This window comes from Synechococcus sp. UW106 (assembly GCF_900474015.1).
Taxonomy (GTDB): Bacteria; Cyanobacteriota; Cyanobacteriia; order PCC-6307; family Cyanobiaceae; genus Parasynechococcus.
In genome coordinates, this window is the sequence record NZ_UCNV01000004.1 from 118,223 (window position 1) to 135,295 (window position 17,073).

A 17,073-nucleotide genomic window follows, 5' to 3' on the forward strand; every position below is an offset into this window, starting at 1 on the left:
GTTCAGTCTTTGCTGGTAGAAGTCGCCATGGCCAAGTTCTGTGAACGCTCGGAAATGCCGGTGATTTCAGCATCGGTAGGACATCGAAACTCAGTGCAATATGTGGTCATTGCAACGCCGTCTAAACACTGAACAGAACTTACTCTCATTCTGATCTGATCTGTCACAAACCAACACCGTTCAATACCAACATTGGTGTCGTATCGCGTCGTGATTGTTACCACTCCATCGTCTGCAAAGGTGTATGTGCTTAGTACGGATTGTTTCTCGACGTAGCCTACATCTCTGAGCAGAAAACCCTTGCGGGAATCATCGTGGGAGGGGACGTCGATCACAACTGCCGCATAGTCATCGTTGCGGACGCCCTTCTTGATGTTGCTTTCCCACCAAAACCGAGCTCCACCCGAACTGTCTTCGGTCTTGATATTTAAAGAATCACAGATTTTGGATACGACTGGGTCATCTGAGTTAAAAGGTTCAATTATTAGATTCGAGTCGGCTGCTTCGTCATCTTGGTGGTCGAGGTGATGGACAGCGCGCCTGTTCAACCAAGTTCCGCGGCTGGCTTGAAAAAAATCCGCCATCGTCATCGGTGGGGAAAGTGTTTGGACCATTGGCTTGAACCTGTGGAATAGATTAATTCAAGTCGACGAACGAATTATTGCCTAAGCGGATCAAGATTGTGCCTGCTGAGCATTCTTTTGGGCGACGAGTTGTGACATGACTTCGTCGAGCCGTTGTAGCTCTGGATGTGCCGCTACCGTCGCGTCGATCTTTTTCTGTGACAGACGCAGTTTTTTGCCTAGACCAATTACATCTTGAAAAAGTCGTTCTCGGTAGGCAGCTAATTCCTCAATAGACTCTTGCAATTCTTTGAGGCTGGGTAAATCGGACGCTGCGTTGTCCATGCATTTCACATGTTGACCCTGGCGATACTAAGCCTCCAACTCGCCTGCTCAAGGCTTTTGTGAACCTTCGCTCAGCATTGCTCAAGCAAAGGAAAGAGTGCTGTTGAAAGAGCCCTGTTCAGCTGGAGGAATTCCTTGCTATTGCCGCAAGGTGACAAACTTTTGCGTAAAGGGGTCTGTTTGCAAAGCCAGCTGACAACTGAGTTTAGCCTTGGTCAGCGCTTCCACCACCCTTGGGCTACCAGGTCTTTAAGGCCTGCTCACCCTTCGGTCCCCGAAGCACTGCATCCCCCAAACTGTCTGGCCCCCAATGCTCGACGCATTCTCCCGCACAGTCGTCAGCGCTGACGCCAAAACTGCACCTGTTGGTGGTAGCGACCTCGCTAGCCTCCGCTCCTATGTGCAAGATGGCAACAAGCGTCTGGACGCTGTCAACGCCATTACCTCCAACGCTTATTGCATCGTCTCCGATGCGGTAACCGGAATGATCTGCGAAAACACAGGTCTCATCCAGGCCGGCGGCAACTGCTACCCCACGCGTCGCATGGCTGCTTGCCTTCGCGATGGTGAGATCGTGCTTCGCTACATCAGCTATGCCTTGCTGGCTGGTGACGCTTCCGTGCTGGACGACCGTTGCCTTAACGGCCTCAAGGAAACCTACATCGCTTTAGGTGTTCCTACTCAGTCTGCCGCCCGCGCAGTTGCGATCATGAAATCCGCTGCTACGGCTCTGATTGGTCAGACCAATACCCCTGCAAGCGGTGGTGCTAAGTACCGCAAGATGGAAACCACTCAGGGCGACTGCTCTGCACTGGTGTCTGAAGCAGGTTCCTACTTCGATCGTGTGATTGGCGCTATCAGCTGATCTGCGGACGAACAAGTCTTCTCTTTTTACCTTCTCAGCACCTTTTACCTAAGGATCTCAAATGAAATCCGTCGTCACCACTGTTGTGACCGCTGCTGATGCAGCCGGTCGCTTCCCTTCTCAGAACGACCTTGAGGCTGTTCAGGGCAATATTCAGCGAGCTGCTGCTCGTCTGGAGGCTGCTGAAAAGCTGGCCGCCGGTCTGGACAACGTCACCCGCGAAGCTGGTGATGCTTGCTTCAACAAGTACGCCTACCTGCGGCAACCCGGTGAAGCCGGTGATAGCCAGGTGAAGGTGGACAAGTGCTACCGCGATCTCGGCCACTACCTGCGCTTGATCAACTACTGCCTCATCGTTGGTGGTACCGGCCCTCTCGATGAGTGGGGCATTGCTGGAGCACGTGAGGTGTATCGCACCTTGGGTCTTCCCACCAATGCATACATTGAAGCTCTCACCTACACCCGTAACCGCGGTTGTGCACCTCGTGATATGAGCCCCCAGGCTCTGAACGAGTTCAAGAGCTACCTTGATTACGCGATCAACGCTCTTTCTTGATCCGCTCAAGCTTCTAGCTGGAGGGGGGGGGCACTTTGCTCCCCCCTTTTTTGTATCCGTTAGATGGAAGACCTTGAATCACCCATCACAGACAAGCTTAAATTCCATTAGATTTCTCAAAGAAACTGTTTTTTGATGACAACGTTTGTTCTATCTCATAACTTACAAGTTCAATCAGATCACGTGCCTGCATTGAATTTTGAGGAGCTTGCACAAGCACTTAAATCTCTTTCAGAAAATATTTCATCAACTGCAGTTCTCGATCATCCTCATTGGAAACTCTCAATATCATCTGATTTGTCGCCGCAAGAACTGGCTGCTGATCTAGTTCAGACTTGGTCTCAATACCGTCGACAACTTGGGCATGAGATGAACCACGTTGTATTGGCACTCGGTGGAAGGAAGGATTCCCAAGCTTCTCCTGGAGCTCCACTCCAGGAGGGATATTGGGGTGTTGATTTAGTTGAAACAACCGATGAAGTTGCTTTTCTTCAGGCGATCAATTGGGATGTTCTTAAATCTGGGCGTCCAGAAGATTCCATTTTTCAGGTTTCCTCAGCATCCCTATAAGCAGTCTTTAAGAATGCTTCCGGCGATTTTTGCGACGACCAGAGCTTTTTTTGGTTTCTTTACTTTCTTCTATCTTGCCTGAAGTTTTCTTGCTAGAAGAAGACTCTGAAGTCGACGTCAATTTTTCAACTAATTTTCGTACCTTTGAAGTCGATTCTTTCGTTTTAGGTGTTGTTATTAATGGACGATGCTCGGCTTTGCTCCACCCGACAAATGTGATCGATGTTTTGCAACTTCTAAAAGCTTGCATCCATTGCGCCATGAATCGGGTGTCCACACCAACTGTGTGTGGCGTTGAGGGCCTACAGCCGTCCATCACTCCTGTCGAAACCTGAATCATTCGTCCTGGAAACGGTCCCATGATTTTTTATAGTGGATAAAAGGAATTTTGCCCCTTGTGTCGTCTATTGGCAAGCTCGCTAATACTTTCTTATCTTGACGTGAAGCATTTAATCATCTACTGCATGTAGAATCATTGAGAAGTTGGCTATTTCTGATGTCCGGTGTTTTTGATAATATTCATGCCGGTCTTGATCAAAGCGAGGCCGTTAATATCTTGTCTAAAGAAGTTGATGATTTAGAGAGTGAAAGTGATTATTATATGGCCGTTTCCCACCTGATCAATTTTCCTGACCCAATAACAAGCCAAGCATTATTAATTTTTCTCGATAGGCCGTCTACAGTTACACCTATAGGTCTTGCACAACGAAAAGCTGTAGAAGTTCTTGCGCGATTAGGGGTGACAGAAGCCAAACCTAAAATTGCGAGTTTTTTAGATAGTTCTGATATTTATATGGTTGAGAATGCTGCTTGGGCTTTGGCTCGTCTGAATTGTCAAGACCCTGAAGTGCATCAACGCATGATTTATTTGGTGGATGACACTTGTCAAAACCAAAGAGTCTTAATTCAAAGTCTATCGAAGCTTTCTGTTAAGTCAGCAATTTCAACGATTTCGGCTCTTACAGCTCATGAAAAGCCTTCGGTGCGTGGTGCTGCCATCGCTGCCATGATTCAGCTATCTGGAGATCATTCACATCTGGCTGATCTTTCAGATCATTTGTACAGTTCCAATCAAATGGATCGTCAGTCGGCTGTACAAGATGTGATCGACGCGAATGCTGTTGAGCTTTTATCTGATTTAGTCCAGGCACCAATTTCCCCTGCATTTCGGATGCGAGCTGTTCGAGCTTTATTTGATAACCCTTTAAAAAAACTCTCAAATGATCACGCAATAACAGCAGTTGATCAACTTTTTTTTGATGATCCTCGGACGATAACTGTTCTTCATCATTACGCTGAATCTATGCCTACACAGCTTTTGGTAGAGGGCCTGTTTCACCCAGATTTCAGTCGTTGTTATCTTGCGATGCAAGCGCTCTTAAACTGCGATGCTCAAGAGACTTGGATTGCTGTTGACAATTGCTGGCAAGAAAAAGCCCATAATGACTATGGTGCGCACTATTTTTTGATGCGTTTGTTTGGACTGAAGGCAGGTTGGAGTGATGAAGCACTTGTTCAAATATCTAAAATCCTCTCGGATGCGATTATAGATAAGCGCCCACAATTTAGAAAATCACCACCTGCGGCTTTGTTGTCATTCGCTAAATTATTTCCTGGTCAATACGATTGTATTCTGGACAATTGCTTGTCTCTGGAAAATAAGCCTGGTTGGGATATGTGTTATGCAGGCCTCCTCTTGATCCAAGCTGATCAGACAGATCGTCTGCAAATTCGATATCAACGTCAGCTACAACAGCTTGTCGAATCTGATGTCGACAGTTTGCTGCGTCTGAAAGCACAGGCAGTTATTGGGTAGTTGAAACCCTAATTCCAATTTCTTATGACCCGAGACATCCAATGCTAATATGGAAAACTCAATGGTTAGTCTATTAAGTGAGCGACGATTCAATTATTCCATCAATTGATGCATTATTTGAGGATCTAATGCATCCCAACCCTAGGATTCAGGAAGAAGCCTGCTTGATTCTTTCTGAGCACTATCAGGAAGAGGCGATGCCAAAATTATTAGAACTATTCTGTCATCATGATCCCAAAGTATATAGAGCGGCTGTTAAAGGAATTGGTTTTTTTGGGAGTTCTGCATTCGATCCTTTGATCGAACTTTATGCAACAACTGAGAATCAAACCGCAAGGCGTTGTTGTCCGAAGGCATTCGTGCAATTGTTCAAGAACTTTCCTGATCAGCCTTTTCCTGATTCAGTGATGGAGATGTTGGAACAAGGGATTGATGATACAGATATGGTGGTCGTACAGGGTGCTTTGATGTGTCTCGGTCAGATTGGTAAGCAACAATTTAAGTCTGAAGAGGCAATAAGACTTCTGGCAAGGTCTCTCAGCAGTCAAAATGTGGCTTTGATCTTTAGTGCATCTCAGGCTCTTGCCGATATCCCGAATCCTATGGCTGAAGATGCTTTACAGAAACTTCAAGAAAACAATGATGATCCATTGATTCAGGAAGCAGCTCAGTCTGCATTGGCACGACTTCAGAATCTATTAAATTCTAGGAGTTAACATCTTTTCCTTTATCCAGTTACTGTTTTTACTCCTTCATAATAGCCTCCAGCACGAAAATCAAAACGTTCTACTTTATCCTCTTTGGCACATGTTGTCTGTGAATAATGTAGGAGTGTGCTAAATCCTTCCGGCACCATTTTTGGGCATAATCTTCCCACATCATTAGCAAATGGGCAGAAATAGACACCTGCCCATCGATTCAGGAAACGACCCTTTATTTCATCCGAAAAGATAAATCCATGTTCATCTGCGAGCTTGAGGATTTCCTCGGGCTCAGCTTCCTGGAAAAGAGCTCTGAATGGCAAATCTTCTTCTAGAACTTCAAGAAAGCGTATGAATTCAGCACGCGACATAGAGAATCTAGTTGCTTATCCATATTTTACCAGCATGCATCCGCTTCTTATCAGGGTTGTTTTGCTTATTGTGAGTACAGTGGTCTTTTCATTTTCCTTGGATGTAAGGCCCCTTCCGCTTTGTCAGGCTTCTGTGTAAAGAGTAAAGTATTAACCAAGCATGATTTTGAGGTTGGCTTATTTCTGCTTGGTGCCTATGCCTTTGATTAAATTCTCATCGTGCTCTGATCACTTGCTTCCCTTTATTCTTCTTAAGCTAGATATCCACTAATTATCAATTTTGCCGGTGCATGGGTCAATTCTTACCAATTCATCTTTACAGATAAATTCCGCTGTTAGAAATAAATATACGCGTTTCGCATGGTGCCTAACTCGCAGAGATTTGATACTTTGTTTTCGTGGATGGATGAACAGCAGGCCATTGAATTGCTTTCACAAAATATTAGTACTCTCGATAATCCTGGCATTAAATATATTGCAGCGACAAGGCTGGGAGCTTGTTCTTCGCGAGACTCTCTTGACGCGTTAGTTTTAGCTGCCACTGGGGACAGAGAAAATATTTTTGACTCTATTACACGCCGCAAATCTATTGAAGCACTAGGACGTCGACGTGATCTCAGTACATTGCCTACCATTTATCATGCTATGTCTAGCAGCGATGAGCAGACGATTGTTAATGCAGTTGATACGTTGATTAATTTTGGCGTTCCACTTGATTCTCAGTTTAAATCATCTCTTTTAAAGATCATTCAAGATGGCTCAGATGTACTTAAGCGTGTTGCAATTCAGTGCTTTAGTCGTTTGGAGATGCATGACAGTAATGGGATAATCTCTAAGCAACAGAGCAATCCAAATATATTGGTTAATGGCGCATCTATCGCTTATTCAATAAGAGTTGAAGGTGATAAGAGCAAGTTGCAGATTCTTGCAGATCACCTCGAAAATACCAATGTTATTTATCGGAGATCGTCGGTTATTGATATTGGTGATGCTGGTGAGCCGTGTCTTTTGTCGAATATTGCAAAAGTAGCCGTTTCAATGCCCTTAAGAGCTAAAAGTGCGTTCAAGATAACTCCAAAGATTAAAACTGAATCCCAAAGAAGCCTGATCAATCAAATGTTGCAGGATGATTCTCGTCATCTCTGTTTCACGCAAAGTGTTGATCTACCTGTTGATTTAAAAGAAGTCTGCGACTTACTAAGGCATAGAGACGAAGAACGCCAGTATTCGGGTGCAAAAACCTTGTTTACTTGGCCGGTTGCTGGTCTAACGGAGGCAATCAACTCTATTTGGGAGAATCACGGCTCCGACTATGGCGTTCACTATCAAGTCAACTGTTTGATCTCTCAACTTGGATTAACAGAATTATCTTTCATTACCAAGGAATCATTATCAGAGTCAGCTCCACAGTATGCAAAATCAAAAATTGCAGCCACTTGGGGATGTTTAAACTTAGGTTTATCCGAATGTCGCAGCGAGATTGAAAATCTATTTATGATGTCTAGTTGGGAACCTCTTCGATGGACATGTGCAGAGGTTTTACGCAAGTTGTAGAAGGTTGATCCTTTATTGTTTTGATTAGTTGTTTAGAAAGGTAACTTGTACCGCCTCGACTTTTCTATAGTTTGACTTGGAAGTTCGCCAAAGGCAGTGTAGTAACGTCGCGCATATCTTCCTTGATGTTTAAACCCATATTTAATCGCAATATCGCGAATTGAGTATAGTTTTAATTTCTGACGAGCTTCCTTGTTGAGCATCATTCTCCTCGATTCTTCTAGCCTAATATGTGTCATCAGCTCAATGATCCCCATGCCAAAGAATTCCTGACAGACGCGATATAATGATGCCTGGCTTGTGTTGATATATTTGCACACTTCAAGCAACGATAGAGGAGATTCCATTGACTTTTGGTTGTGGGCAAGGTTGATGATTTCCCTTAATTGACCGATGTTCTTTTGTTCGTGACTATTTTGTTCACTCATTGGTTCTTCGAGGCATGCTATTACTAGGTCAAAGTATTTTTCCGGCGTCTGAATTCCTGACGATACCTCTTTTCTCGCTAATCTTTTGAGTTGGCCTAGGGCATTATTATTGGAATAAACTCCCTGATCACTCGTGAGTCTTTCGAGTCCATCGTATGCTTTGCAGTTTTTAAGCAATTCAAGGAGTAGTTTTTTATCAATCATGCAACCAGTACTAGAGCATTCACTGGAATATTTTCCCCATGCATTCCCTGGTACTGAGTTAATGGTTCCAAACCCAGCTAGGCTATTTTTGGCCATTTTAAATCCATCACAATATCCAAAGGTATCTTGAATGTCTATTTTTGGGGTAATCCAATTGAAGTCGATGGTAACACCATTGCCCCATCCCTCGTACAACAAGGTTTTGTTGGCAGATATTTCTGCAAGTGATACTTTATTGTCAGTTGCGGCTTGCATCGTATAGATACCATTGCCACCATCTAGCTGCGTTATTTTTGTAAGTTGACCAAGTTTTGCAAGCTCTTCAGAAATCTCTAGTGGATCTCGAAATTCAAAAGTTGTTTTCATGTTTTATTCTCCCTTCCAAGCACTGAATGAATATATATTCCTGTTTGATCGATCTATTGTTTGACTGGGAGTTTCTCCATAATACGAAGAGTAGGAGTGCTCAAACTTTTTCCAGTTTTTGAAACCATAGTAAAGTGCCGTTCTTTTCTTTGTAAATTCTTTGAGTCCGGTTGAGGAATGGGGAGTTAAAAATGCCTTGCGGGTCTGCTCCAAACGTATTCTTCTGACAAGCTCAATTACATCCATGTTGAAAATTCTTCGACATGTAGTATTTAGAGAGTCTCTGTTTGAATTGAGGTATTCAGTAATTTCTTCGAGTGTGATTGGCGGCATTCCTGCACGATCTTCGTGAATCAGTTTGACCATGTCTTCTATGAGGTCTGTTGACTCACACCGATGTGCATCAAATGTTGATTCATTATCTTCGTTGTCAAGAAATATGATTGCTAGATCGTAAAAGGAATTCGGTTTCTTTGATGGCTGGCCATTGAAATGATCATGGAATAATTTTTTGAGTTGAGTGCTGGCATGATCATCCGAGTCAATTCCAATGCATTCTTCGAGCCTTGCATAGGCATTAAAGGCATTCAATTTATTTATTCTTTCTTGTAATTTATTCCATTTTAAACTCATGCAGCAAAGCTCTTCATTAGCTCCCACAATGTCCCAGATATTTCCTCCTGTTTTATTGATCCGATTGAATCCGGCAATACTATTTCTCGTCATCTGGTGGCCGCTTATCGTTGTAAGCACCTCCTCATCTTTTGTCGCTAAACTATCTAGCCAGCAGAACGATACTGATTTTGTATTGGCTTCTTCCTCGTAGAGCAGTGTTTGGTTGGATTTGAAAATTTCAAGATGGACATCTTGAATTGGTGAGCAAGTGGTCTGCGTTTCTAGAATCCCGGTGCTTAACTGAGTTACATTGCAGCCGAAGCTTGAGGTTGAATGATATTCCTCGAAATGTGCCTTGCAAAACTCTTCCATTTCGAGCGTATCGCAAAAAACATAATTTCGCGATCGTTTTCTACGCAAGATCTTTCGGCTTATTTTTTCTATTCTATGTTTTTTGCGGCTCATGTGTACGAAGCTTGATGTTTTTCTTGAAGATTAAATTTTCACTTGCTGCTGTCCGATTCTTATCAGCTTTGCTCGAATTTCTTCTGTTTATGTTAAGCGGAGTAGGGGTTGGTCTGCTTAGGGCATCCTTTTAATGCTTTAGCCCTCTTATTCGTATTGGTGGTTGCTCCTGTGTCCTTATGAATCTCTACTTAGTATGTTGATTGCAACATTGAATACTGCCTGTACTGACTCATCTGTTTCAGCTGACTTTGCCCTTTCTATGCTTTCGACTGAATTATATGCTTCTAATTTCATCAGCGCCATTGCAGTATTCTTGCGTACCTGACCGTCTTCGTCCATCAGCTTTTTGCACAGCATATGTTCAACATCTTCTGCATCGCATGATTTTCCAATCAGGGTAACTGCTTCTGCTCTCACCTCCGGTGAGATGTCATCTAGTGCTTTGAATACTCTGATTTGTGCCCGAGGATCATCACTCTTTTGTATTTGATCTCCTAAAGCTGAAATTGCAGCAACTCGAACTTCAGCCACGTCTGAATCTGCAGCCTCTAGCAATGCCTCGGGTGCTTTGGCACCGATGAAACTTAGCGCCAGGTTGATCAAGCCAACCTGAAATGGTGTGCAGTCTGGATTTTTTAGGATTCCTAGTAAGGAATCCATGGCGTCGGGTCCAATTGTTGCCATTGCTCCAGCAGAAGATCCGAGTACAACTGGATCACTATCTTCTAAAAAGGCTTCAAGCAGATAAGGTAACGCTTCCTTGCTGCCAATTAAATTGAGCGTTTTTGCTGATGCTCTCCTGACAATGACATTCTGGTGACTTCGAAGTGCTTTACAGAGAATGGGTATAGCTTTATCTCCTACTGCGCCAAGACTTTTTGCAAAGGTGAGTCGCAGAGCTCCTCTTGCATCTCCGAGACCTGCGACCATTCGCTCGAGTGAATCTGCATCTGATTGAGGGATTTCACCTTCACCTAACTGTGTGCTGAGCTCATCAGCAAGCTGTTGTGCTTCTTCTTCCGTGAGTTGGCTTTCGCTGATTGATGAGATATTGCTGAAATCCTGGAGCACGGTGGACGTCCAACTTCGTTGAGTCGCAATCTAAGCGACTCTGATCAGGTACCTACCGGCTTGTGGGGCTTTGCAGTGTCGCCGCGTGGGCACAAAAATGCCCCCTTCCTGGAAAGGGGGCAGAAGTGATGGCATTTCGGTGCCTAACTCATCTTCATCAATATGGCAATGGCTTAACGCCGAAGGGACGGAAGGGAGCAGCGCCGGTTCTCCTGGGAGGCTGATGTCCACCGTACTTTTGTTGGGGCAGCGTTGGTGCGCCCTTAAAGATCGGCTTCATCCTGCTGATCGCTGCCGCAGCCAGTTGCGTCGTGGTGCGACTCCGACGTCCTTGTGCGTTGTCACTAACGGCAACCTTTGTGCCGGCAAGCTCGCGCATCATGTTGAAGGAGCTGGTCATCATTCCTGCGTAGGAATCGCCTGCTCGCATGTAAGGAACGATGTCTGATCCAAACACCTCGGCATATTCTGCGCAATCTGTGAGGCTGTCGATCAGAGCATCAAATCCCTCTTCTGCTTGAAGTTTGATGCTGTTTTGAACTTCCTCTTGAGTGAGGGGTGCCCGTCCTAGCAGGTGTTTGAAGTTCAGTTCAATCCCACGTTGGGGGGCGACACTATGGAAATAATTTTCCTTGTAGAAAGGAGATTTTGCCAGGCCGTTAACAAAGTCCCGGACTGTAATTTCTCCGTTCATCAAGCGCACCTCAAGGGAGGTGCAACGCTCGTTTTCTGTTGGAGGCAGATTTCCATACACTTGCCTGTATGCGGCAATGATTGTGCGCTCTAGAGCTTCATTACTGTTTGGGTGGTACTCGTCGAAAGTCACCGCAAAGGGACATTCGCTGTGAAGCCGAGGACCAATGCCAAGGCCCATCTGGGAACAGGTGTTGCGTTTGAACTCAGCAATGGCTCCAGCAACAGTCCGATGAACTGTGTTTTTTCCAGCCTTGCTGGGCATGGAGTAAGACGCTGGTTTGGTGCGGCTTGCTGCAGCCATACCTGCTGGACTAGTTTGTGTGCTTAGCATAGGGGAAAATAGTGAATAGATTAATAACAGTGACCTTTTCCAACGTGCTTAGAAGCTCACGAATTTCGTCGTTACTTGCAAGCGAGCTGGAAAATTAAATTCTGTGACGCTTCATCTAGCATTAAATGAAGACCTTTCACTCGAGGTCACCTTGAGTAATCATTGTGTCGAAGAATGTTCTCACTACTGCCTGGTTGGCTATTAGTATCTTGGCTTTTGTGGCCTTTTGGTGTTATTGACTGAGTATTTCTGACTTGTGAATGTCAGATTTTTGATCTTGAAAATAAAAAGGGGTGGGCTTTTGGCCCACCCCTTGGTTAGATCAAAAAATCACTCAGCTTGACTGATGATCAGCCCAGGGAGTTGATCACGTAGTCGAGCAGCTGGTTGTAAGCGGTCAGAGCCTGAGCGCTCATGTCGCGAGGGGCGCAACCACGGGAACGGATGTGGGAGAAACCAGCCACGTAGGTACCAGCATCGATGCTGAGAGCCTTGTAGACCTCTTTCTGACCATTGATGGCCAGTTCGTCCAGAGGGCCGGTGCCGCCGGTGACCAGGCAGTAGTTGATCAGACGCAGGTAGTGAACGAAGTCACGCTTGCACTTCTCTTTGCCTTCGGTGGCGCACTTACGGGGCTGACGGCCGGTGGCACCGTTGGGGTACTGGCTGTAGACAGCGTCAACAGCTTCCTGAGCGACCTGGTCGTAGTTGCTGGCGAGTTTCTCAGCAGCTTCCAGACGAGCAGAAGCACGCTGGATGGAGCCCTGGACGGACTCCATGTCGGAGGCGGTGGGGAAGCGGGAAGCGCTGTCGGCTGCGCCGACGACGGTGGTGATGACGGACTTCATGATTAAGAAGAAGGGTGTTCAGGTGTGCAGAAAATTAATCTCTGGCTCAGCTGATGGCGCTGATCACCATGTCGAAGTAGCTAGCCGCTTCACCAGACAGGCTGGCGCAGTCACCAGAAGTCAGAGCCATCTTCTTGGGCTGGCTGTTGGTGTTGGTGATCAGAGCACTGGCGGCTGCCTTCATGATGGCAACAGCGCGAGCGGCGGATCCGGTAGGAACGCCCAGAGCTGCATAGGTCTCGCGGAGACCGTTCAGGCAGCGGTCCTGCAGCACAGAAGCGTCACCGGCGAGCAGTGCGTAGGAGACGTAGCGCAGAACGATCTCGCCATCGCGCAGGCAAGCAGCCATTTTGCGGTTGGTGTAAACACCACCGTTAGGGGCTGTCAGGCCGGTGTTCTCGCAGCAGATGCCGGCGACGGCGTCTGACACGATGCAGCTGGCGTTGGAAGTGATGGCGTTCACAGCGTCAAGGCGCTTGTTGCCATCAGCAATGAAGGACTTCAGAGAGGCAAGTTCGCCGCCACCAATGAAGGAGCCGCTGGAATCGGCCGAGACAGCAGCCCGGGAGAATGCGTCGAGCATGGGGTTGTGGAATACGTTGTTTGGGGAGATGCATTCCGCATCACGAATGAACATACCCCTGCTTTCCAGACCGACTTCCTGAACACCGTCGTCAGGACACACAAGTTGACAAAGGAAAAATTAGTGAAGTTTTTCTGCCAACCATCCTTTGACTATTCATCTCTTTGCGCCCCGCTTTATGACATCTGTTTAAGGACTTGTTGGCAGCTCCATTTCAGTGGTAGCCAGAAGGCATTGGCCGAAAGCTCCTCCAGCAGAGGCTTCTGGTCCACAAGGCCCAAGCGGAGGCATCCCCAGGCCGCCGCAATTCGGGATTTTGTGTATTGAGGAATCGTTTCAGCCAAGGCAAGCCTGATGAGTTCGCTTCGCTCTTCCAAACCCTGAAGGCTTACAACGGCTGTTAGGTAATAGTGCGTTACATAATCGCTCCATAGTTTTTCTTTGATGTCGTCAATCAAGATCAGTCTTTCTGGCATGGCCATGGCCATCAAGCTTGAAGCTCCTCCGTACTGACGTGCTTCATCGCGATGCTGGAGGTTGTTTTCGATCTCCGTCGGTTCGACGGCGCAAATCCACTCCTGCCTAAGTTTCAGTTGTTGGGGGTTGTCTTGTAGGAGTTGTGTGATCAACTCGGTATACCTATCGGGAATTTGACATTTTTTGTCTGGATCGACCAACTGAAATGCACTCCTAGCGCGCAACGACATCGAGACAGGTGCGGTTACGAGAGCCTCTAGTCTTGATACATCGCCAGCATCACCGAGGTCGATAACGGCAGAACGCCTTCTCCCTGCGATTGGATCGACTAATTGAGGAATGAGTACATCAAGCCCTTTGGATTGCAGGGTCACTTTTGATAAGTATGCTCTTGCTGCACCAGCCACCAGTGGATTGCATTCTTCAGCAAGTGGTCTGATGCTGTCGATGACTCCGGAGACTCCCAAGCGACAGAAAGCCTGAATGACAGCTCTTTTCTGAATATCTTCTCCTTCAAGTGCACCCAGTAATTGTTCTTGGTCTGTTTCAGTTAATGGAGCTCCTATTTTTGTAATTGCCTCTACTGAATTGATGACTGCTGCTTCGTCACTACAGGTTAATGCTCGAAAAAGAGAGGGCAGAGCTTTTGTACTCCTTCTTCTACCAAGGGCGTCGATTGCCTTGCGTCGGGTGATGCGATTATAGAGATGTTCTGGATCTAACTCTGAAGCTTTAATCAGTACTTCGAGAGATTCTTCTGTGTTGCTCGCGCCGAGTCTTGTCGCTGCCATGTATTTATCAACTGGCCTCTCAAGTGAGTCTGGATCAGCCAAGATGACAGCCAGAGCCTGTTCCTCTGTCAAGCCTTCAACCAAGTTGTCGAATCTCTCGGTCATGTCTCAGGGGTCGTTAAAGAAAAATCTGGATTTCGTTGCCAGCTGCTAGAGGAGCTCCAAATTGAGCTTGATCATGTCTGAGTCTGTGAACCTGCAGCGACTTAGGAGTTCCATTGTCCTTTTAACCATAGCATCGATATATCCCGAGTAGAGATCATTCTTTCATGATTGAATGTATATCACTGTTCTTTTGGTTTTAGCTCTAACACATCCTTCCCTTCTGTTATTGTAGTCAAGAGAAGTTTGACACCATGCCTGTTTCGCCTGAGCTTGAGCAAGCACTTCCAAGGTTCGTGCAAGCTGTTCAGAGTTCTATTGAGATTCAAAATCAACTGAACTTGGTTGTTGAGTTGGCGCAATTGACAGATATTGTTAAGCAGGTGGAACCCACACTCACTGGTTCAGCACTGATTCCTTACGAGCAGGCAACGAGCCCCCCTAAAATTACTATTGATTCTGGTGTGTTGGAGAAAAATATTCCCTGGCGTTTGTTGCGATGCCCTGGAGGCCCTTTGGTTCTGCAGATGATTTGTGAAAAGGTCAATTTTGCACTTTGGATTGAAAGCTGCTGACGATGTCCAATTCTGTTATTGAGCAGTTTATTAACCTGGTTGTGTACGACCATGCCATGGCCACTGGATTAAAGGCCTGTGAAACTGATCAAGATATTGTGGATTATGCAGCTTCTCGTGATTATGTGTTTTCAATTACGGCTTGGCTTCAGTATGTCGAATCAGATGCAGTTGTCTTGTCTGAATCTGAAGTCTTAGCCATTCAAACCATTACGAACGATCATTGGTCATGGGCTTTCCGTAGGGTTGCTCCTTGGAGAGCCATGTTGATGGATGGTGCCTAGTTGTACTGTCTGTTTGCAGTCGTTCCGTCTAGACTAATTCCTATGATTTCAGAGGCTCTAGATGACCAATTCTGCCCTTAGCGCAAATCAAGACAATGCTTTAGAAGCTTTTATTGCTTTGGTTCGCCAAAATCCTGACCTAAAAGCTCAAATTAAAGCCGCTCTTAATCAAGATCAAGTTATCGATATCGCAGCCGCTAATGGTTTTGAAATTGACTCTTCTGCAATTTTGAGAAAGTGGAGCAAACATACTGACTTTACTCAGGATACGTGGATGGGATGGTTTGAAGAGTAAGAATTCGTCAAGAATTGATTTCTGAATATCTTGTTGATTTGCTGCCTTTTTTGGCCCAATATGTGACAAGATCTTCTCCTCCTGGTCTGGGTACACTTGCGGTAGCTTGTAGTATTTTGAATGATCGCCTTGGTCCCATTGGCCAATTCCCGATAGCTTTAACTCTTCTAATTCTTCCGCCAATTGCTTGTATGCAGCCATCAAACTTTTCTAGCTGTGTTTGATCAACAGTTTCGAAGATAAAGTCAGTCCCGACGCATATTAGATGCTGAGAACGTATCCATGCTTTCATTTGTTTTTGTGTATCCTGCATCTCAGGCTTTGCTATTTAGCCACTCATCAGTGATTTCTTCGGAGAAACTTTTAATTCTCTTGAATTTTAGAAGGCCATGCTCGGATCCCCAGATCTGTTCATCTGTTTTGGGGTCAAATCCTCGATCACGGCTGATCCAATTTTCTTGATCTACTTCAACTTCGCTAACAAGATAAGTTAGTTTTCCATCGCGTGGAACTAAGCAGTTTTTTCCCGGTTCAACTTTTCCGATGTAATGACCTGCTTTTTCTTGTTGGAAATGCATTGCACAACCACACCGTTTTTTTAAGGTTGCAGTGTTGATGTCTTTCATGAGTTCGGCATCACGACCTGCTCCAGCCAATCTTCTCGGGTTAGCGAATCCGTAGTTTTCTACTATGAATGATTCTTTGCTTGCAGTTAAACGATGAATTCCCTGTCTATAGGGATCCCAAGGTGCATAGTCGTAACATTGTTCAGAATAAAAGCCAGGCCCTTGGAAGACGTGCCACGGTAAGGGTCGAAAAAAGATATTGATTCGAGCAAAATCCTTTGGGTTTTGTTGTGACTGCTCGATGTTGTCGTAAACACCAGCGAGAGTCTTCGCGAATTCGGCAATGGCTAAATCCATCTTCATCTTGTGTCTCTACGCATTAATGCGTCTGACTTCGGATGCAAACGAAGTTTGTAGTATCCCTGATCCAGCAGATGTTCTCAAGACGGAGGATCTACAGCGAACATTTTCTGAAACAAACCAGATTCTTTCTTCCGCAATTGATTGCTCGTATTGAGTTGTAAGGGTAAACGTACCATCATCCAAAAAGTGATATTCGGATATTGCTGCCTCAGATTCTGCGTATCCAACGCTTCTGATTAATTTTCCTGAGTAATTGTCTTTTGTTAGAGGAACAATAATGCAAGATCCTGATGACACTTCTGACGGATCTTCGGGTTCCCAGTCGCTTTCAGCGCACCACTCCATCCTGAATGGTGATGTAACCAAGTGGTCATCTTGGCTCGTGATAATTGATGATTCAATTAGCTGTTTTACCGCGGTGTTTTCTTTATTGATTTCTTCTATTGTGACTTCGCTAAGAACTTCTTCAAACTGCTGAAAGGCTAGAGAGTGCCCTGATCGCATTGAGCGCCACTTGCCTGAACTTTGAGCAACAAATTGCTCAATCGTCATGCGAGGTTGTGTTGCTTTCTGGGTAGAGCTCATCCAGTGAAGGACGGTTTATCTGCATCATGTTAACCATTGAATCGACCATCATGGACATGGCCATGGGAGTCGACGCTACAGATT

23 protein-coding genes are annotated in these 17,073 nt (G+C 45.6%); 9 read left to right on the forward strand and 14 right to left on the reverse strand.

The genetic code is table 11. The features are described from left to right. Window positions 1-2: 2 nt before the first annotated feature. On the reverse strand, window positions 3-614 hold the full coding sequence (locus DXY30_RS03570; RefSeq protein WP_115093400.1) for a phycobiliprotein lyase: 612 nt from the start codon (window positions 612-614) through the stop codon (window positions 3-5). A gap of 60 nt (window positions 615-674) precedes the next feature. Further along, window positions 675-908, reverse strand: coding sequence for a hypothetical protein (locus DXY30_RS03575; protein ID WP_115093401.1), 234 nt, complete (start codon window positions 906-908; stop codon window positions 675-677). 310 nt (window positions 909-1,218) lie between these two features. Between DXY30_RS03575 and cpeB the strand changes: the two genes are divergently transcribed. The 3 genes from cpeB (at window position 1,219) to DXY30_RS03590 (ending at window position 2,899) form a co-directional block, all read left to right on the forward strand. Then, a complete protein-coding gene (gene cpeB, locus DXY30_RS03580) occupies window positions 1,219-1,773 on the forward strand; it encodes a class 1 C-phycoerythrin subunit beta (protein ID WP_115022906.1) in 555 nt (184 codons plus the stop codon). 61 nt (window positions 1,774-1,834) lie between these two features. Then, window positions 1,835-2,329, forward strand: a complete 495-nt coding sequence (gene cpeA, locus DXY30_RS03585) for a class 1 C-phycoerythrin subunit alpha (RefSeq protein ID WP_115022908.1) — start codon at window positions 1,835-1,837, stop codon at window positions 2,327-2,329. Window positions 2,330-2,464: 135 nt separating this feature from the next. Then, window positions 2,465-2,899 (forward strand): DUF2656 family protein, encoded by a 435-nt coding sequence (locus DXY30_RS03590; RefSeq protein ID WP_115093402.1) that lies wholly within the window; start codon window positions 2,465-2,467, stop codon window positions 2,897-2,899. Between the two features lie 7 nt (window positions 2,900-2,906). Here DXY30_RS03590 and DXY30_RS13510 read toward each other — a convergent pair whose 3' ends face one another. Further along, on the reverse strand, window positions 2,907-3,260 hold the full coding sequence (locus DXY30_RS13510) for a hypothetical protein (protein ID WP_137006779.1): 354 nt from the start codon (window positions 3,258-3,260) through the stop codon (window positions 2,907-2,909). Window positions 3,261-3,395: 135 nt separating this feature from the next. Here DXY30_RS13510 and DXY30_RS03595 point away from each other — a divergent pair, with 135 nt between their 5' ends. Then, the gene (locus DXY30_RS03595; RefSeq protein ID WP_115093403.1) at window positions 3,396-4,715 is read left to right on the forward strand and encodes a HEAT repeat domain-containing protein; all 1,320 of its coding nucleotides are present in this window, start codon (window positions 3,396-3,398) and stop codon (window positions 4,713-4,715) included. A 77-nt stretch (window positions 4,716-4,792) separates the two neighbouring features. Continuing rightward, a complete protein-coding gene (locus DXY30_RS03600) occupies window positions 4,793-5,431 on the forward strand; it encodes a HEAT repeat domain-containing protein (protein WP_115093404.1) in 639 nt (212 codons plus the stop codon). An 11-nt stretch (window positions 5,432-5,442) separates the two neighbouring features. On the opposite strand, the gene DXY30_RS03605 is transcribed toward DXY30_RS03600, so the two are convergent. Continuing rightward, entirely contained in the window at window positions 5,443-5,787 is a 345-nt protein-coding gene (locus tag DXY30_RS03605; protein ID WP_115093405.1) for a Nif11-like leader peptide family natural product precursor, read from the reverse strand. Between the two features lie 402 nt (window positions 5,788-6,189). Between DXY30_RS03605 and DXY30_RS03610 the strand changes: the two genes are divergently transcribed. Continuing rightward, window positions 6,190-7,341: a HEAT repeat domain-containing protein gene (locus DXY30_RS03610; protein WP_170951119.1), complete on the forward strand. Its 1,152-nt coding sequence runs from the start codon at window positions 6,190-6,192 to the stop codon at window positions 7,339-7,341. Window positions 7,342-7,373: 32 nt separating this feature from the next. On the opposite strand, the gene DXY30_RS03615 is transcribed toward DXY30_RS03610, so the two are convergent. From DXY30_RS03615 to DXY30_RS03645, 7 genes are all read right to left on the reverse strand, one after another. After that, window positions 7,374-8,339 carry a helix-turn-helix domain-containing protein gene (locus DXY30_RS03615; RefSeq protein WP_115093407.1) on the reverse strand — a complete coding sequence of 322 codons (966 nt, stop codon included), beginning with the start codon at window positions 8,337-8,339 and terminating at the stop codon, window positions 7,374-7,376. Window positions 8,340-8,342: 3 nt separating this feature from the next. Continuing rightward, window positions 8,343-9,419 (reverse strand): helix-turn-helix domain-containing protein, encoded by a 1,077-nt coding sequence (locus tag DXY30_RS03620; RefSeq protein WP_244281233.1) that lies wholly within the window; start codon window positions 9,417-9,419, stop codon window positions 8,343-8,345. A gap of 177 nt (window positions 9,420-9,596) precedes the next feature. Then, complete coding sequence (locus tag DXY30_RS03625; RefSeq protein ID WP_115093408.1) at window positions 9,597-10,493, reverse strand: HEAT repeat domain-containing protein; 897 nt, start codon at window positions 10,491-10,493, stop codon at window positions 9,597-9,599. Window positions 10,494-10,650: 157 nt separating this feature from the next. Continuing rightward, window positions 10,651-11,520, reverse strand: a complete 870-nt coding sequence (locus DXY30_RS03630) for a phycobilisome rod-core linker polypeptide (RefSeq protein ID WP_115093409.1) — start codon at window positions 11,518-11,520, stop codon at window positions 10,651-10,653. A 350-nt stretch (window positions 11,521-11,870) separates the two neighbouring features. Further along, window positions 11,871-12,368 (reverse strand): class 2 C-phycoerythrin subunit alpha, encoded by a 498-nt coding sequence (gene mpeA / locus DXY30_RS03635; protein ID WP_115022927.1) that lies wholly within the window; start codon window positions 12,366-12,368, stop codon window positions 11,871-11,873. A 46-nt stretch (window positions 12,369-12,414) separates the two neighbouring features. Further along, a complete protein-coding gene (locus DXY30_RS03640; RefSeq protein ID WP_006850273.1) occupies window positions 12,415-12,951 on the reverse strand; it encodes a bleomycin hydrolase in 537 nt (178 codons plus the stop codon). A gap of 176 nt (window positions 12,952-13,127) precedes the next feature. Then, window positions 13,128-14,324 (reverse strand): HEAT repeat domain-containing protein, encoded by a 1,197-nt coding sequence (locus tag DXY30_RS03645; protein WP_115093410.1) that lies wholly within the window; start codon window positions 14,322-14,324, stop codon window positions 13,128-13,130. 251 nt (window positions 14,325-14,575) lie between these two features. Here DXY30_RS03645 and DXY30_RS03650 point away from each other — a divergent pair, with 251 nt between their 5' ends. The 3 genes from DXY30_RS03650 (at window position 14,576) to DXY30_RS03660 (ending at window position 15,475) form a co-directional block, all read left to right on the forward strand. Further along, complete coding sequence (locus DXY30_RS03650; protein ID WP_115093411.1) at window positions 14,576-14,896, forward strand: hypothetical protein; 321 nt, start codon at window positions 14,576-14,578, stop codon at window positions 14,894-14,896. 2 nt (window positions 14,897-14,898) lie between these two features. Further along, window positions 14,899-15,180 carry a Nif11-like leader peptide family natural product precursor gene (locus DXY30_RS03655; RefSeq protein ID WP_115093412.1) on the forward strand — a complete coding sequence of 94 codons (282 nt, stop codon included), beginning with the start codon at window positions 14,899-14,901 and terminating at the stop codon, window positions 15,178-15,180. 61 nt (window positions 15,181-15,241) lie between these two features. Then, window positions 15,242-15,475, forward strand: a complete 234-nt coding sequence (locus DXY30_RS03660; RefSeq protein ID WP_115093413.1) for a Nif11-like leader peptide family natural product precursor — start codon at window positions 15,242-15,244, stop codon at window positions 15,473-15,475. A gap of 7 nt (window positions 15,476-15,482) precedes the next feature. On the opposite strand, the gene DXY30_RS03665 is transcribed toward DXY30_RS03660, so the two are convergent. From DXY30_RS03665 to DXY30_RS03675, 3 genes are read right to left on the reverse strand one after another with little or no spacing between them, the layout of a single operon-like run. Further along, window positions 15,483-15,788 carry a CpeR family transcriptional regulator gene (locus DXY30_RS03665; protein WP_115093414.1) on the reverse strand — a complete coding sequence of 102 codons (306 nt, stop codon included), beginning with the start codon at window positions 15,786-15,788 and terminating at the stop codon, window positions 15,483-15,485. Between the two features lies 1 nt (window position 15,789). Beyond that, on the reverse strand, window positions 15,790-16,404 hold the full coding sequence (locus tag DXY30_RS03670) for a chromophore lyase CpcT/CpeT (protein ID WP_115093415.1): 615 nt from the start codon (window positions 16,402-16,404) through the stop codon (window positions 15,790-15,792). 9 nt (window positions 16,405-16,413) lie between these two features. After that, the gene (locus DXY30_RS03675) at window positions 16,414-16,956 is read right to left on the reverse strand and encodes a phycobiliprotein lyase (protein WP_115093416.1); all 543 of its coding nucleotides are present in this window, start codon (window positions 16,954-16,956) and stop codon (window positions 16,414-16,416) included. Between the last annotated feature and the right edge of the window lie 117 nt (window positions 16,957-17,073).

Coding starts and splice junctions, on each gene's coding strand:
- DXY30_RS03610 (WP_170951119.1), top strand. CDS start 6,190: ATGGATGAACAGCAGGCCATTGAATTGCTTTCACAAAATATTAGTACT.
- DXY30_RS03620 (WP_244281233.1), bottom strand. CDS start 9,419: ATGAGCCGCAAAAAACATAGAATAGAAAAAATAAGCCGAAAGATCTTG.
- DXY30_RS03645 (WP_115093410.1), bottom strand. CDS start 14,324: ATGACCGAGAGATTCGACAACTTGGTTGAAGGCTTGACAGAGGAACAG.
- DXY30_RS03660 (WP_115093413.1), top strand. CDS start 15,242: ATGACCAATTCTGCCCTTAGCGCAAATCAAGACAATGCTTTAGAAGCT.
- DXY30_RS03675 (WP_115093416.1), bottom strand. CDS start 16,956: ATGACGATTGAGCAATTTGTTGCTCAAAGTTCAGGCAAGTGGCGCTCA.
- cpeB (WP_115022906.1), top strand. CDS start 1,219: ATGCTCGACGCATTCTCCCGCACAGTCGTCAGCGCTGACGCCAAAACT.
- DXY30_RS03665 (WP_115093414.1), bottom strand. CDS start 15,788: ATGCAGGATACACAAAAACAAATGAAAGCATGGATACGTTCTCAGCAT.
- DXY30_RS03590 (WP_115093402.1), top strand. CDS start 2,465: ATGACAACGTTTGTTCTATCTCATAACTTACAAGTTCAATCAGATCAC.
- DXY30_RS03650 (WP_115093411.1), top strand. CDS start 14,576: ATGCCTGTTTCGCCTGAGCTTGAGCAAGCACTTCCAAGGTTCGTGCAA.
- DXY30_RS03605 (WP_115093405.1), bottom strand. CDS start 5,787: ATGTCGCGTGCTGAATTCATACGCTTTCTTGAAGTTCTAGAAGAAGAT.
- DXY30_RS03615 (WP_115093407.1), bottom strand. CDS start 8,339: ATGAAAACAACTTTTGAATTTCGAGATCCACTAGAGATTTCTGAAGAG.
- DXY30_RS03575 (WP_115093401.1), bottom strand. CDS start 908: ATGGACAACGCAGCGTCCGATTTACCCAGCCTCAAAGAATTGCAAGAG.
- DXY30_RS03630 (WP_115093409.1), bottom strand. CDS start 11,520: ATGCTAAGCACACAAACTAGTCCAGCAGGTATGGCTGCAGCAAGCCGC.
- DXY30_RS03640 (WP_006850273.1), bottom strand. CDS start 12,951: ATGCTCGACGCATTCTCCCGGGCTGCTGTCTCGGCCGATTCCAGCGGC.
- DXY30_RS13510 (WP_137006779.1), bottom strand. CDS start 3,260: ATGGGACCGTTTCCAGGACGAATGATTCAGGTTTCGACAGGAGTGATG.
- DXY30_RS03570 (WP_115093400.1), bottom strand. CDS start 614: ATGGTCCAAACACTTTCCCCACCGATGACGATGGCGGATTTTTTTCAA.
- DXY30_RS03670 (WP_115093415.1), bottom strand. CDS start 16,404: ATGAAGATGGATTTAGCCATTGCCGAATTCGCGAAGACTCTCGCTGGT.
- DXY30_RS03595 (WP_115093403.1), top strand. CDS start 3,396: ATGTCCGGTGTTTTTGATAATATTCATGCCGGTCTTGATCAAAGCGAG.
- cpeA (WP_115022908.1), top strand. CDS start 1,835: ATGAAATCCGTCGTCACCACTGTTGTGACCGCTGCTGATGCAGCCGGT.
- DXY30_RS03655 (WP_115093412.1), top strand. CDS start 14,899: ATGTCCAATTCTGTTATTGAGCAGTTTATTAACCTGGTTGTGTACGAC.
- mpeA (WP_115022927.1), bottom strand. CDS start 12,368: ATGAAGTCCGTCATCACCACCGTCGTCGGCGCAGCCGACAGCGCTTCC.